15 protein-coding genes and 1 pseudogene are annotated in these 13,706 nt (G+C 43.9%); 9 read left to right on the top strand and 7 right to left on the bottom strand.

What is annotated here, in order from left to right; all coding sequences use genetic code 11:
- Positions 1 to 91 precede the first annotated feature (91 nt).
- Both RH85_RS12400 and RH85_RS23010 read left to right on the top strand, forming a co-directional pair.
- Positions 92 to 883, top strand: a complete 792-nt coding sequence (locus RH85_RS12400; protein ID WP_006712597.1) for an ABC transporter permease — start codon at positions 92 to 94, stop codon at positions 881 to 883.
- A 179-nt stretch (positions 884 to 1,062) separates the two neighbouring features.
- Positions 1,063 to 1,215: a hypothetical protein gene (locus RH85_RS23010; protein WP_006712596.1), complete on the top strand. Its 153-nt coding sequence runs from the start codon at positions 1,063 to 1,065 to the stop codon at positions 1,213 to 1,215.
- A gap of 38 nt (positions 1,216 to 1,253) precedes the next feature.
- On the opposite strand, the gene focA is transcribed toward RH85_RS23010, so the two are convergent.
- On the bottom strand, positions 1,254 to 2,105 hold the full coding sequence (focA, locus tag RH85_RS12395) for a formate transporter FocA (RefSeq protein ID WP_006712595.1): 852 nt from the start codon (positions 2,103 to 2,105) through the stop codon (positions 1,254 to 1,256).
- A gap of 440 nt (positions 2,106 to 2,545) precedes the next feature.
- On the opposite strand from focA, the gene RH85_RS12390 reads away from it, so the two are divergent.
- Positions 2,546 to 2,785: a TIGR02647 family protein gene (locus RH85_RS12390; RefSeq protein WP_006712594.1), complete on the top strand. Its 240-nt coding sequence runs from the start codon at positions 2,546 to 2,548 to the stop codon at positions 2,783 to 2,785.
- An 80-nt stretch (positions 2,786 to 2,865) separates the two neighbouring features.
- Here RH85_RS12390 and RH85_RS12385 read toward each other — a convergent pair whose 3' ends face one another.
- Positions 2,866 to 3,291 (bottom strand): PACE efflux transporter, encoded by a 426-nt coding sequence (locus RH85_RS12385; protein WP_006712593.1) that lies wholly within the window; start codon positions 3,289 to 3,291, stop codon positions 2,866 to 2,868.
- Positions 3,292 to 3,378: 87 nt separating this feature from the next.
- Between RH85_RS12385 and RH85_RS12380 the strand changes: the two genes are divergently transcribed.
- Genes RH85_RS12380 through RH85_RS12370 form a run of 3 tightly spaced genes read left to right on the top strand, consistent with a single transcriptional unit; the run spans position 3,379 to position 5,761 of the window.
- Positions 3,379 to 4,272: a LysR family transcriptional regulator gene (locus RH85_RS12380; RefSeq protein WP_006712592.1), complete on the top strand. Its 894-nt coding sequence runs from the start codon at positions 3,379 to 3,381 to the stop codon at positions 4,270 to 4,272.
- A 13-nt stretch (positions 4,273 to 4,285) separates the two neighbouring features.
- Positions 4,286 to 5,107, top strand: a complete 822-nt coding sequence (locus RH85_RS12375; RefSeq protein WP_006712591.1) for an NAD-dependent epimerase/dehydratase family protein — start codon at positions 4,286 to 4,288, stop codon at positions 5,105 to 5,107.
- A gap of 12 nt (positions 5,108 to 5,119) precedes the next feature.
- Positions 5,120 to 5,761: a YdcF family protein gene (locus RH85_RS12370; protein WP_006712590.1), complete on the top strand. Its 642-nt coding sequence runs from the start codon at positions 5,120 to 5,122 to the stop codon at positions 5,759 to 5,761.
- 71 nt (positions 5,762 to 5,832) lie between these two features.
- Here RH85_RS12370 and clpA read toward each other — a convergent pair.
- Positions 5,833 to 8,096 (bottom strand): annotated as a pseudogene (gene clpA, locus RH85_RS12365) (ATP-dependent Clp protease ATP-binding subunit ClpA).
- Positions 8,097 to 8,138: 42 nt separating this feature from the next.
- Positions 8,139 to 8,459 carry an ATP-dependent Clp protease adapter ClpS gene (clpS, locus tag RH85_RS12360; protein ID WP_006712588.1) on the bottom strand — a complete coding sequence of 107 codons (321 nt, stop codon included), beginning with the start codon at positions 8,457 to 8,459 and terminating at the stop codon, positions 8,139 to 8,141.
- A 458-nt stretch (positions 8,460 to 8,917) separates the two neighbouring features.
- On the opposite strand from clpS, the gene cspD reads away from it, so the two are divergent.
- On the top strand, positions 8,918 to 9,139 hold the full coding sequence (gene cspD / locus RH85_RS12355) for a cold shock domain-containing protein CspD (RefSeq protein WP_006712587.1): 222 nt from the start codon (positions 8,918 to 8,920) through the stop codon (positions 9,137 to 9,139).
- A gap of 84 nt (positions 9,140 to 9,223) precedes the next feature.
- Here cspD and RH85_RS12350 read toward each other — a convergent pair whose 3' ends face one another.
- On the bottom strand, positions 9,224 to 11,449 hold the full coding sequence (locus RH85_RS12350) for an NADP-dependent isocitrate dehydrogenase (protein WP_006712586.1): 2,226 nt from the start codon (positions 11,447 to 11,449) through the stop codon (positions 9,224 to 9,226).
- Positions 11,450 to 11,740: 291 nt separating this feature from the next.
- On the opposite strand from RH85_RS12350, the gene RH85_RS12345 reads away from it, so the two are divergent.
- Positions 11,741 to 12,436, top strand: a complete 696-nt coding sequence (locus tag RH85_RS12345) for a pseudouridine synthase (protein WP_006712585.1) — start codon at positions 11,741 to 11,743, stop codon at positions 12,434 to 12,436.
- 105 nt (positions 12,437 to 12,541) lie between these two features.
- Here the strand turns inward: RH85_RS12345 and RH85_RS12340 are convergent, their stop codons facing one another.
- Both RH85_RS12340 and RH85_RS23300 read right to left on the bottom strand, forming a co-directional pair.
- Entirely contained in the window at positions 12,542 to 12,922 is a 381-nt protein-coding gene (locus RH85_RS12340) for a YgiW/YdeI family stress tolerance OB fold protein (protein WP_006712584.1), read from the bottom strand.
- 21 nt (positions 12,923 to 12,943) lie between these two features.
- Positions 12,944 to 13,090 (bottom strand): hypothetical protein, encoded by a 147-nt coding sequence (locus tag RH85_RS23300; protein WP_006712583.1) that lies wholly within the window; start codon positions 13,088 to 13,090, stop codon positions 12,944 to 12,946.
- A 93-nt stretch (positions 13,091 to 13,183) separates the two neighbouring features.
- On the opposite strand from RH85_RS23300, the gene RH85_RS12335 reads away from it, so the two are divergent.
- The gene (locus tag RH85_RS12335) at positions 13,184 to 13,609 is read left to right on the top strand and encodes a hypothetical protein (protein WP_006712582.1); all 426 of its coding nucleotides are present in this window, start codon (positions 13,184 to 13,186) and stop codon (positions 13,607 to 13,609) included.
- Positions 13,610 to 13,706: the final 97 nt, after the last annotated feature.

Here is a 13,706-nt window from a genome sequence, read left to right as displayed (position 1 = left end):
AAAAACCTGTCGATATCATCGCTTTATCGTATTTAAACACGCCTTGCTCCACCATTTAATGTAGACTAGAAAAGTCATTTGGAGAGGTATCATGACCACAGTTATCGACATTCCTTGGGCAATTCTTGCTCTATTTTTTTGTACTCTTTTGATCCCGATAGTGATCAGTCGTTACTTACAGCTGAGTATCGAAAAAGAGTTATTGGTCAGCGTAGGACGCATGTTTGTCCAGTTGATCTTCGTTGGTCTATATCTTGAGTATCTGTTCCAAATTAATAGTCTTATCATCAATTTGGCGTGGCTACTGTTCATGCTTTTAGTTGGCGCTAGCTCCATCGTTAGTAAAGCACGCCTGCCTAAAACAAAATTATTGATGCCAGCAGGTTTAGGTTTACTACTTGGGTTAATGCCGATGTTAGTGTTGGTCTGCGCCGCTGTTATCCGCCCAACCCCTACTTATAATGCCCAGTATCTGATTCCGTTAGCCGGCATGCTGCTGGGTAACTCCCTCAGTGGCAACATCGTTGCTTTACAAAACCTTTTTTCAAGTTTTGAACAACGCCAAGCTGAATATGAAGGTGCAATTGCGCTTGGAGCATCACCAAAATACGCGAGTTTGCCTTTCATACGAGAAGCAATGCAAAAGTCTCTTGCGCCCTCTTTAGCCAGTATGAGCACGATGGGATTGGTCACGTTACCGGGGATGATGACCGGACAAATTTTGGGTGGGGCGAGCCCGATGATCGCGATAAAATATCAGTTGATGATTATGGTCGCTATCTTTGTGGTGCTCACCATCTCAACCACCACAACTTTATCGCTAGCGGTGCGAGTATGCATCAACGCGAACGGGCGAATACTGGCAAAGCCGTACAACAAATAATCAACAAATCACTTTACCCACCAGCAATTTAGGATCTTATCCACAGAATCTGTGGATAACACTGTAGGCAGTTATTTAACATCGCGAATTTTCGTCATCATTTTTGTCATCATTGCGTAAAAAACGCACTCTACACTCTCGCTAAATAGACGGATTTATCTAGCAACGAGGAATGGAAAATGCAATTTGAGACCAATGAACACACACGTCAAGTTCAAGTTAAAAATCATGTTGAGAACGATGATCAACGTAATTGGCTGGTCGACCTACCTAAACAAGTCAAGGCAAGTGAACCTCTCGATATCAACCGTGATGTGTTTTTATGGATGTAAAAAAGGCCCGCTATGCGAGCCTTATTAATATCGATGTATCAATGTTGATCATCACGTAAATAGATCATCCAGTACCATATCCCAACAAATAGACCACCACCAATGATGTTGCCTAATGTCACGGGTACAAGATTATTCATAATGAAATCAATCATATTAAGATCAGCATAATCGGCGATGTTCGCACCGGTCATTTGCCAGAACTCCGCTGGTGCAAAATTTTTGATACCAATCGCCATCGGCACTTGGAACATGTTAGCAATACAGTGCTCAAAACCCGCTGAAACAAACATAGCCACGGGTAAAATCATTACCATGATTTTGTCAGTCAATGTACGACCACTGAAGGTCATCCATACCGCAATACATACCAGCACATTACACATAATGCCGAGTGCAACCGCTTGGAAGAAGCCATGATGTAATTTGTGTTGCGAGATCGCCATGGCATTTAAGCCTACTTGGCCATGATCGAACATGTATTGTTTGGTCAACAACATACAGCCAACCAGCAGTAGCGCACCGATCATGTTGCCTACATAGACAACACACCAGTTCTTAATCAACATTCCCCACGAAATTTTGCCGCTAGCGCGCGCGACTAAAGTCAACACCGAGCTGGTGAAGAGTTCACCACCAGTGACAACCACGAGGATAAGACCAAGGCTAAACGCGATACCACCAATTAGGCGCGTCATACCCCAAGCCATCTCGGAGGCACCAGTGGTCACCGTGGTATAGAATATAAAAGCAATACCAATATGAATACCGGCAGAGATAGCGAGTAGAAAAGACTTTACGGGATCTTTGGTTGCTTTGCCTAGGCCAATTTCAGCAGCACGCTCAGCCATTTGAGGCGGCAATAAAGAGTCAAATTGATTAAGATTCATAGTGGTAGCGTAACAATTTGATGCAGGGATTGGAGGCCGCGGATAATCCCTCTAATCAAAAACAAATTCAAGCACTAATTTGGGCGTTAACTAAAAATGTTTTAAATGAGATTTTCAACATGATCTCAATCCTGTTATTGCACTATAAAAAATAATAAAACAATCTAATCAAACCAATATTTTCATATTAAAATTCAATAACTTGATTGAACTTTAAATTTTATTTACTGGCATTATTCCTCGTTTAGGCTAATTTTTCATATTAACCCTATTCGTTATGCAAAAATCTTCTTTTTTGGGCTGCCTAACAATTCTTATCTTAGAGTATTGTTTCTAAGTCACATTAGCAGTATTTTTGAAGATACCCAGTAACCAAAAGGTTTAGAAGAGACTATCTTTACTGTTACACGGGTGTTGGTACTAATTATAAGGAACAAACCATGAAATACTTGCCAGAATATCTTTCAGAACTTAATTTGCTACTGCAATTCGACATTAGTAGCTCGGCTACTGGCATTAAAGTTCATAGTGACGCATCAGAAGACATGCAACTTGCTGTGAAACGTTTATTTGAAAAGGGACTTTGTACCCTACCAGATGGTGGTTACTTAACTGATGAAGGCATCGAAGTAGCTGAAAACGCAGATAAGATTCTGCGTGTGTTAAACTCTCAGAAGTAATCTCGCGCATGATGCGAAAAAAAAGAGCACCACGGTGCTCTTTTTTAATGCCTGTCAGATAAGTTTCATCGCCGTAATGACTACGCCGCTTTGATTTTCCCACCAAATACGCGCTGATAGGGTTGAATACGGTCATAGCACCAGTTGAAGCCCGTCGCATAGAAAAAGAAGAACACTAAGAACCCTGCTTCTAGCAACAACGCCGCTCCGATACCGATTTGTAAAAACCACGCAATGGTCGGTACCGATAAGAAAATTAATCCCCCTTCAAAGCCAAAGGTATGACCGATTCTTAGTGCTAATGAACGATTACTGCGCTCGTTGCCAAACCAACGGTCAAAAAGAATATTGTAGAAATAATTCCACACGACGGTAAATAAGCTTAAGCCAACGATAACCAGATCACCCGAGGCTTTACCGGTAATGAATGCAGCGGTTGGAATAATGATCGCCAATGCAATCATTTCAAATGTCACAGCATGGAAGATTCGTTCTTTGGTTTGCATGGTGTTTCTCTCAGTATGTTTCGATTTGCGCTTATTTTCATCTACAACTATGATAGTTAAAAGTTAGATACCATCAGTTAAAGTGATATGTTTAGTATTGAACAACTTGAAGCTTTCGTCACAACCGTCGAACAAGGCTCATTTTCCGCAGCGGCACGCAAGCTCAACAAAGTACAATCCGCCATCAGTCAGCATGTGATGAACATTGAGATCGATTGCGGTTTTGAATTATTTGATCGCAGCTCTCGCTATCCAAAACTGACCCTGCATGGGCAACGTCTACTGCCTTACGCCAAAGCTTCTCTTATTCAGCATCAACGCCTACTAAACTGCGCACAACACCTAGAGCATGCCGATTTTCAAGATATTACCCTAGCTGTTGATGAAGGCATCCCGATGACACAGCTCTCGGCCGCCCTTACACGAGTGTGTGAACGCTACCCCACATTAAGGTTTGAATGCCTTACCGCCTCAAGTATCGATATCATTGCGCTAGTGGTACAACAGCGCGCCACAATGGGAATCATGTTCAACGAAGTCTCTTTGGATGAGAACCTCGATTTTGAAGGGCTTGGTAGTGTTGAGTTTGATGTGTATGTGGCAAACAATCACGCTTTGGCTCAAGAAACCGTCCCACACCTGGATATGCTTCGATTGCACCGACAAATCGTGATACGGTCTAAATCCAGTGAGATGAGCAGTTTTCAACATGCGCATAGCCCTGAAGTATGGTTTGCCGATAGTTACTATATTTTACTTGAGCTCATCTGCAGTGGTTTTGGTTGGGGCATGCTGCCCAAGCACATTGCTCAACCCGCTCTGGAAAGTGGCAAGCTCATTCGACTGCGTTCACAGTTTGAAAACTTGTCATGGCACGCCAATATTGATGTGATACAGCATCAGACGGTCAGTCACTGTCCTGCGCATACTTTTATGCGTCACCAATTACGAATGTTGCTCAACGCAGAAAAACAAACCTAACCGGAGGTGGGTGATGAAACAGATAGGGATCATTGGTGGAGGTTGGCTTGGTCAACCTCTTTCTCAATTTTTGGCTAATTTAGGCCATACTGTCACGGTGAGTAAAACGACTTCACTAGGCTGTGATCATCTCAACGATCTTGGTTATAAAACAGTGCAGGTCAACCTCTCTGATGATATCGATATCTGCTACCAGCAGTTAAAACCATTACAACTAGATACAATCATTGGCTGTTTCCCACCAGGGTTTCGCCGTGGCAATGGCGCTGAATATGCAGAATATTGGCATAAGTTGGTTAACATAGCACGCCAACTAAAGGTGCAGAAAATCGTCATGGTTAGCTCAACGACGGTCTATCCAGATCGAGCAGGCACCATGCGAGAAGAAGATGCAACATTATTGCTGGCACAGCAAGATAGCACTTTTTCTGCCAATGCCAACATCATGCTGCAGGCAGAACAAGCTCTTATCGATAGCGGCCTCGATTACGCCATTGTCCGCTGTAGTGGCTTAGTTGGACCAAACCGCAATCCTGCCAATTTTGCTGCTAGACTACGTCAAGTCAGCGATCTTGCTCCTGCCAATATGCTCCATCAGATTGACGCCGTTGGCGCGGTTACCTTCGCAGCGCTGAATCTTTCCTCACAAATCATCAATGCGACGACGCCCAACACCACCAACAAAGCGGAGTTTTATCAAACCGCGTTACATCGTTCAGGCAGCAATGAAGCGTTACCACCGATAGTGCACAACGAAGACAAATTGGTCAGTGCTGAAAAGCTATGTCAACTTGGCTATCGATTTCACTTTCAACACACATTAGAGCTACTGTAAGGAAACCGTGTAGTGAGTACTAACCCTCCTCTGTTTCGCCACATTGAAACGGTGTGGCAATACATGCAACTCGACCATACCGTCACAGCGGCAGATTGTATTTTTGTATTAGGCAGCAATGATCCTCGCGTTGCGGAATATGCCGCACAACTCTACTTACAAGGACTAGCAGGTAAGATCCTTTTCTCTGGTGGTTTTGGCCGTTTAACGGAAGGTGTCTTTGCACAAACGGAAGCGGAGACCTTCGCGACAATCGCCCAAGATCTCGGTGTACCTGCTGGCGATATTATTATTGAAAAGCACTCAACGAACAGTGGCGAAAATGTCTTATTCAGCGCCCAACGTCTGCAAGAGTTAGATCTCCACTTTAACCGTTTCATCTTGGTGCAGAAGCCTTATATGGAGCGCCGAGCTTATGCGACGTTTCTAAAGCAATGGCCGACAACAGTCGAACATGTTGTGGTCACTTCGACCAAACATAACTTTAGTGATTATTTCACTGACGATATTGATTCGTTTACCGTTATAGAGGCGATGATGGGTGATTTTGAACGAATTAAAAGCTACCCGGCAAAGGGTTTTCAAATTGAACAACCGGTCCCATCAGAAGTAAACATCGCCTATCAAGCCATCTGTAAGTCGTTAGCGTTGTAGAATTTCAGTTGAATTTAAGCAAAAAAAAGCCAGAACTTTCGTTCTGGCTTTTCTATTTGATATGTCGCTTATTAATGGGCAACGGCTTCTTTTTCTTGATCAAAGAAAAATTCTAACTCATCGTCTTTCAAGGTCACTTTCACTGAGCCGCCATCCACTAGAGCGCCAAACAGCAACTCATTGGTTTTTTCAGTTTGTCCTGAATGACGCGTCCCATTGGACGAGCACCCATCGCTTTATCGTAACCTTTCGTTGCCAACCACTTACGTGCTTCATCAGACACTTCCATTGAAACGCCGCGCGCATCTAACTGTGCTTGCAACTCAACAATGAATTTGTCCACCACTTGATGAATCACTTCTTCATCTAAGCTATTGAACCACATAATGTTATCTAGACGGTTACGGAATTCAGGGGTAAACACCTTCTTAATTTCCGCCATCGCGTCTGGGCTATGGTCTTGTTGCACTAGGCCGATAGAACGTTTTTCCGTTTCTTGTACACCAGCATTGGTCGTCAGAACTAAAATCACGTTACGGAAGTCCGCTTTACGGCCATTATTATCAGTTAGCGTACCGTTATCCATCACTTGCAACAGCAAGTTGAAGATATCTGGGTGAGCCTTTTCAATCTCATCGAGAAGAACGACTGAATGGGGGTGCTTTAACACCGCGTCTGTCAGCAAGCCACCTTGGTCGTAACCAACATAACCCGGAGGCGCACCAATCAAACGACTTACCGAATGACGCTCGCCGTATTCCGACATATCAAAACGCAGCAGTTCGATACCCAACAGTTTCGATAGCTGTACCGTTACTTCCGTTTTACCCACACCAGTTGGACCAGCAAATAGGAACGAACCAACCGGTTTGTTATCTGCACCAAGACCTGCTCGTGTCAGTTTGATCGCTTCAGTCAATACTTCAATGGCATTGTCTTGACCAAACACCATCATCTTCATTTTCTGCTCTAAAGTCTGAAGGACTTCTTTATCAGAGGAAGAAACTGATTTTTCCGGAATACGCGCCATCTTAGCAACCATCGCTTCAATATCAGCCACACCGACTGTTTTCTTACGGCGACTTGCTGGCGCTAAGCGACTGCGAGCACCTGCTTCATCAATCACATCAATTGCTTTATCTGGCAAGTGACGTTCATTGATGTATTTAGCGGACAATTCTACTGCAGCGCGCAGCGCTTTGTTGGTGTAACGGACTTCATGGTGCGCTTCGTATTTTGTCTTCAAGCCCATCAAAATTTTGGTGGTGTCATCAAGCGATGGCTCAACAACATCAATTTTTTGGAAGCGGCGAGCAAGCGCGCGCTCTTTTTCAAAAATATTGCTGTACTCTTGATAGGTGGTTGAACCAATACAACGTAACTTACCGCTGCTGAGCAATGGCTTAATCAAGTTCGCGGCATCCACCTGGCCACCTGACGCTGCACCGGCGCCAATAATGGTATGAATTTCATCAATGAAGAGAATCGCATCCTCTTCTTTTTCCAGCTGTTTCAGGATCGTTTTGAAACGTTTTTCGAAATCACCACGATACTTAGTACCGGCTAACAATGAGCCAATATCCAAAGAGTAAATCACGCTATCTTTAATGATTTCTGGCACTTGGCCTTCAACGATACGCCAAGCCAAACCTTCTGCAATGGCGGTTTTACCCACGCCTGCTTCACCCACCAGCAATGGGTTATTTTTACGGCGACGACACAGAACTTGCACCGTGCGTTCTAACTCTTTGTCACGTCCGATTAAAGGATCTATTTGTCCTTGTTTCGCTGCTTGGTTAAGGTTTTGTGCAAAACTTTCTAGACGCTCTTCACCATTCGCTTCCTCAACTGGCGCATCGCTGCCAAAAGAGTCTGATGATGAATCATCATTTGACCCGCTACCTTTGGTAATGCCGTGAGAAATAAAGTTAACGATATCCAAACGACTTACATCATTTTTCTTTAGTAGGTAAGCCGCATGGGACTCTTGCTCGCTGAAGATCGCAACAAGTACATTTGCACCCGTCACTTCACTGCGTCCTGACGATTGAACATGGAAGACGGCACGTTGTAATACGCGCTGGAAACTCAAGGTTGGTTGCGTCTCACGTGTTTCATCGTTTTCAGGAATAAGTGGCGTGGTTTGATCGATAAATACATCAAGCTCGTTGCGAAGTGCATCAATGTCAGCTTGACAAGCAGTAAGGGCATCTCGCGCTGCATCGTTTTCCAACAACGCCAACAGGAGGTGCTCGACAGTCATAAACTCATGTCGTTTGTCTCGGGCACGAGCGAATGCGCCATTGAGACTCGATTCTAATTCTTTATTCAGCATAAGGACCTCCTCAAAGAACAATTGAAATTGTTCGATCAAGCATTAAGCTTGTTCCATAGTGCAAAGCAGCGGGTGTTCATTTTCCCTTGAATACATTGTCACTTGCGCTACTTTGGTTTCTGCGACTTCGGCAGTAAAGGTGCCGCAAATAGCTTTCCCTTCATAGTGAATCTGGAGCATGATTTGCGTCGCTTTATCGATATCCATTGAAAAGAAACGCTCTAGAATTTCAATAACAAAATCCATTGGTGTGTAATCATCGTTATTTAACACAACGTGATACATGGATGGTGGCTTAACGTCAGTTTTCTCTAACTCCAGTAGATCTGAGTCCGGAGTTACCCATTCAAAATGTTTGCTCATGATTCGTATTGTCTAGACAGTTTCATTGGTTACTTTAACACTCCGTTATACGGAATAAATGGATGGATCTCTTAGTAAGAGCAAAAACATATGCAGTTAAAAACCCCATACTTAGAGACTAATGCAGCAATGGTATCGCTGCAAATAAAAGATTTCCTTGTGGAGAGAAATACTTAACAACTGACTAAAAACGCATCTAAAGTCGCTAAATTCATTCAAAGTTTCATGTCGCCACAGTGAAAACAGTTATTAAAATGTAAAAGATGAAGCACGATTGTGTGTAAATATTTAGCAAGTAATACCTTTTTACTATTGACTGTACTCTATCATTGACTACTCTGGAAAAATAGTGCTTTGAATTTTCGGCAGCGCCTGAATGAATATTCACTATTACATTGACGCACAGGAGTGACGTCAGTTTCGCAACGTAAGTAAAAAATGCATGAGGGATGTATAGCATGGCTACAGGTACAGTAAAATGGTTTAACAACGCCAAAGGATTTGGATTCATCTGTGCGGAAGGGGATGACAGTGACGTATTTGCGCACTACTCCACTATTCAAATGGATGGCTACCGTACTCTGAAAGCAGGCCAACAGGTTTTCTTCGAAGTTGAAGAAGGCCCTAAAGGATACCACGCTAGTGTCGTTACTCCGCTGGAAGCTCAGCCAGCAAAATAATCGCTGCCGATGTAATGATGGTTTAGAAGAGAAAAAACCCGCCAATGGCGGGTTTCTTCGTTTTTACGCTATCAACAAGTCAAACTAAGCACTGATGATGGCATTCAATGTTGCACTTGGACGCATCAATGCCGATGTTTGTGCATCCACCAAGGCATAGTAACCACCTAAGTCGCCAGCAACACCTTGTGCGCCATTAAGTTCAGCAACAATATCCGCTTCACCTTCAGCAAGCGCTGCGGCAATTGGTGCAAACTCAGCAGCCAATTCTGCATCTGACGTTTGCGCAGCCAGTGCTTGAGCCCAGTAAGTCGCTAGGTAGTAGTGGCTGCCACGATTATCCAACTCACCCACTTTACGTGATGGTGATTTATTGTTGTCTAAGAACTCGCCTGTCGCTTTATCTAGCGCATCTGCCAATACTTGTGCTTTGCTATTGCCAGAAACGGTACTCAAGTGCTCTAGAGAGGCCGCCAGTGCTAAAAACTCACCTAATGAGTCCCAACGTAAGTGGTTTTCTTTTTCAACCTGCTGAACGTGTTTTGGTGCCGAGCCACCTGCCCCCGTTTCAAACAGACCACCACCATTCATAAGCGGCACAATCGACAACATTTTCGCTGAGGTGCCGAGCTCAAGGATCGGGAATAAATCTGTTAAGTAATCACGCAGTACGTTACCGGTTACTGAGATGGTATCTAAACCTTCTTTGATACGCTCTAGCGAGAACTGACATGCATCCACTGGCGCCAAAATCTTAATCTCAAGGCCTGTGGTGTCGTAATCTGGTAAGTAGGCATTCACTTTCTTGATAAGCTCAGCGTCGTGTGCACGCGCTTCATCTAGCCAAAATACCGCTGGTACGTTGGTTGCACGGGCGCGTGTTACCGCTAATTTAACCCAATCTTGGATCGGCGCATCTTTAACCTGACACATACGGAAGATATCGCCTTCCTCTACGCTTTGCTCTAGTAGGACCGCACCAGCAGCATCAACGATACGTACAGTCCCTGCTGCGTCTAAGATAAAGGTTTTATCATGTGAACCATATTCTTCTGCTTTTTGCGCCATCAAACCCACGTTAGGTACACTACCCATAGTGGTTGGATCAAACGCGCCGTATTGCTTACAGAAATCGATAACCGCTTGGTAAATACCTGCATAGCTGCGATCTGGGATCAGTGCCTTAGTATCTTTTTGCTTACCATCTGGCCCCCACATTTGACCCGATGAACGCAGCATTGCTGGCATAGATGCATCCACAATGATGTCACTTGGTACATGTAGGTTGGTAATACCACGGTCAGAATCAACCATAGCCAATGGCGGCTGTGTTTCGTAAACCGCTTGCAATGCCGCTTCAATTTCAGCTTTTTGCGCAGCTGGTAATGTCGCAATTTTTGCGTAGACATCACCTAGACCGTTATTCACATCCACGCCTAGCTCTTCAAATAGCTGGCCATATTTAGCAAATACGTCTTTGTAGTACACTTTCACTGCATGACCAAAGATCACCGGATCTGACACTTTCATCATGGTCGCTTTTAAATGCAACGACAATAGAACATCTTGCTGCTTCGCTTCAGCGATTTGCTCTTCAAAGAACGTAACTAAAGCATTCTTGTTCAATACAGAACAATCGATAATTTCTTTATCTTGGATAGCAAATGGGGCTTTAAGCTCTTTGCTTGTGCCATCAGCAGCAACAAATTCAATCTTAACTTTGGTTGCACCACTCACTGTGGTCGATTTTTCACTACCAAAGAAGTCCTTATCTTCCATGCTCGCAACATGTGATAGTGACTCTTTTGACCATGCCCCCATTGAATGTGGGTTTTTCTTCGCATAGTTCTTCACAGAAAGAGGCGCACGTCGATCAGAGTTACCTTCACGCAGTACTGGGTTTACCGCACTGCCTTTGATCTTGTCGTAAGTCGCTTGAATCGCTTTTTCTTCGTCGTTGCGACACTCTTCTGGGTAATTAGGTAGGTTATAACCTTTCGCTTGTAGCTCTTTAATCGCCGCTTTCAATTGCGGAACTGAGGCTGAAATGTTTGGCAATTTAATGATGTTTGCTTGTGGCGTTTTCGCCAACTCGCCTAGCTCAGCCAGAGCGTCGCCAATGCGTTGTTCTTCAGTTAAATAGTCTGGGAAGTTAGCAATAATACGCCCAGCAAGAGAGATATCACGTGTATCAACGTCAATACCCGATGAAGCAGTAAATGATTGGATGATTGGCAGTAGCGAGTATGTCGCTAATGCGGGTGCTTCATCAGTAATGGTATAAATGATTGTAGGTTTATCTGTAGGCATGAAATTTCCCTATTGTTCTAACAAAGCCTCTGGGATGAATGGCTTTGAATATGTGTTCGCTAGCAAGTTAATGCTTCATCCCCTCACTTGCTTACGATTTGTTCGTCTCTTTAATTCTCTGCCAATTTAGGCAAAATCCATGAGAGCTAATCGTTATAATTAAACAAAACTACGATAATAGTCTATTATCTTGTGCGCCAATCCAGATTTCGGCGCGCAAATAATAGCTTAAACCGTATAGCCTTTAAACCAATCCACACACTTTATTTACATTTTTGCAGGGTAGTTAACATGCAGGCACGTTCTAGTCGTCCGGCTTCAAATAAATCATCTCAACGTACGACAAAGCGTTTCAAACGTGACGATCAAACCGCCCAAGCTCGGTCTCATTCTTCGACTCATCGTAAGAAAACCGCCTCCACTAAACCGCGTATTACGCTAGAGCAACGTAAGGTCATCATTTTTAATAAGCCTTTCGATACTCTGACTCAGTTTACTGATGGTGAGGGACGTAAGACTCTAGCGGACTTTATTGATGTAAAAGATGTCTACCCAGCAGGTCGTTTAGATCGCGACAGTGAAGGCTTATTGGTGTTGACCAATGATGGTATTTTACAAGCCAAACTGACCCAACCAAGCTCGAAATCACCTAAAACCTATTGGGTTCAAGTCGATGGTGCGCCAAGCGATGCTGATTTGGATAAATTACGCGCAGGTGTTGAACTCAAAGATGGTATGACATTGCCGGCGAAAGTCGAAGTGATGGCTGAGCCTGAGATTTGGCCGCGTACACCGCCCGTGCGCTTTCGTGCCAACATTCCAACCACATGGTTAGCGATTACCATTATTGAAGGTCGCAACCGTCAAGTACGTCGTATGACTGCACACATTGGCTTCCCAACATTGCGCTTAATTCGCTATTCAATGGGGGAGCTCATGTTGGGCAATCTCCAACCCGGCGAATGGCAAGAAGTCATCGTGAAATAATGGCGCTTTAAACCACCACTGCGTTGCGACGTTGGTGATGGAGAATAAACGACAATGCCCCTCGTAATTGAGGGGCATTGTCGTTTTACTGCGAGTGTTTGTCGATTACAGAACCTGTAGACGATCCACATCGATTTCTGGTGTGCGGCCACTTTCAAATTCGCCATACAGACGCACACGAGTCGTCGCGGTCAACGCTGATTGCAGACGGATATCATCATCCAGTTCAACCTGCACTTCGGCATTACCATCAGAAAAAACAAATGTCTCCGCTGAGATTTGACGAATAAGATGACCTTCAACAACCACCTCTTTTTCTGTAAACATCGTGCTTTCTTTCAGCAACGTGGCCACATTAGATAACGCCACAGGTCCGTTATATTGGATCGCGTTATTTTGTTCATGACGCTGATCATGTTGATGGTCGCCCGCAAGCGCAATTGAAGGAGCAAGAATAAGTGCAGCGATAGTAATCATTTTTTTCATAACTAGGTTCCGTTTTATTTTTTAAGGCTCTATGCCTGACTTGATGATGCTATTAAACACCAGCGCAACTGAACCTAGAGTGACGCTGCTATTCATTTTCCATTCATGGCCATTAACCATGTTAAAAACACCTTGAGGTTTGAGTAGGGTTAGATCAGGCGCATGCATACCATTTGTTTACAAATCTTTGCTTGAAACCTTTCAACATCTTATCTAGGCTTGCGCGCTGTAGATTGATCAATTGAGAGCACTTTGTTAGCGATGCCATACAAAACTAAAAAACATCGTTTTCATGCTTTTTGGGCACGACTATTAATCGCTTTAGTGGTTATAAGCTGCCTTAATAAAACCGTTTTTACCGCCCATTCATGGCTAACCAATAGCGATGTCGCGTTCACGGCTCAATCAGTTCTGACTGACAGTGCGTTAAAAAACCTATACAGCAGCCATTTCGATCGTGATCTATCAAGCCAAGTAGACGCGGATAACAGCGACTCGTGCAGCTATACCCCTCCTCATCTGCCACAAATACAGTCCAAAACCGATTGGATCGTCCCTTTTATGGCTCTGTTTTTGGTGGCTTTTGTTTATCGTCACTTACTGTGTCTCTACGCCAGAAACCTCGCAACACCACTATTTAAACCCAAACAACGCATTCACCTGACTCAGTGCGTATTCCAAGAATAAATCGCATCCATTAAACCCAGTATTTTTCTAGCAGAAATAATCACTATATTTAGCGATATGAAAGTCAGCTTTTTATCGTATCTGAAATTTACCCCTA

The organism is Vibrio ichthyoenteri ATCC 700023, assembly GCF_000222605.1.
In the GTDB taxonomy this organism is placed as follows: Bacteria; Pseudomonadota; Gammaproteobacteria; order Enterobacterales; family Vibrionaceae; genus Vibrio; species Vibrio ichthyoenteri.
This window is presented reverse-complemented; position numbering and strand designations above follow the sequence as displayed.

Coding starts and splice junctions, on each gene's coding strand:
- RH85_RS12400 (WP_006712597.1), top strand. CDS start 92: ATGACCACAGTTATCGACATTCCTTGGGCAATTCTTGCTCTATTTTTT.
- RH85_RS23010 (WP_006712596.1), top strand. CDS start 1,063: ATGCAATTTGAGACCAATGAACACACACGTCAAGTTCAAGTTAAAAAT.
- focA (WP_006712595.1), bottom strand. CDS start 2,105: ATGAATCTTAATCAATTTGACTCTTTATTGCCGCCTCAAATGGCTGAG.
- RH85_RS12390 (WP_006712594.1), top strand. CDS start 2,546: ATGAAATACTTGCCAGAATATCTTTCAGAACTTAATTTGCTACTGCAA.
- RH85_RS12385 (WP_006712593.1), bottom strand. CDS start 3,291: ATGCAAACCAAAGAACGAATCTTCCATGCTGTGACATTTGAAATGATT.
- RH85_RS12380 (WP_006712592.1), top strand. CDS start 3,379: ATGTTTAGTATTGAACAACTTGAAGCTTTCGTCACAACCGTCGAACAA.
- RH85_RS12375 (WP_006712591.1), top strand. CDS start 4,286: ATGAAACAGATAGGGATCATTGGTGGAGGTTGGCTTGGTCAACCTCTT.
- clpS (WP_006712588.1), bottom strand. CDS start 8,459: ATGAGCAAACATTTTGAATGGGTAACTCCGGACTCAGATCTACTGGAG.
- cspD (WP_006712587.1), top strand. CDS start 8,918: ATGGCTACAGGTACAGTAAAATGGTTTAACAACGCCAAAGGATTTGGA.
- RH85_RS12350 (WP_006712586.1), bottom strand. CDS start 11,449: ATGCCTACAGATAAACCTACAATCATTTATACCATTACTGATGAAGCA.
- RH85_RS12345 (WP_006712585.1), top strand. CDS start 11,741: ATGCAGGCACGTTCTAGTCGTCCGGCTTCAAATAAATCATCTCAACGT.
- RH85_RS12340 (WP_006712584.1), bottom strand. CDS start 12,922: ATGAAAAAAATGATTACTATCGCTGCACTTATTCTTGCTCCTTCAATT.
- RH85_RS23300 (WP_006712583.1), bottom strand. CDS start 13,090: ATGCATGCGCCTGATCTAACCCTACTCAAACCTCAAGGTGTTTTTAAC.
- RH85_RS12335 (WP_006712582.1), top strand. CDS start 13,184: ATGCCATACAAAACTAAAAAACATCGTTTTCATGCTTTTTGGGCACGA.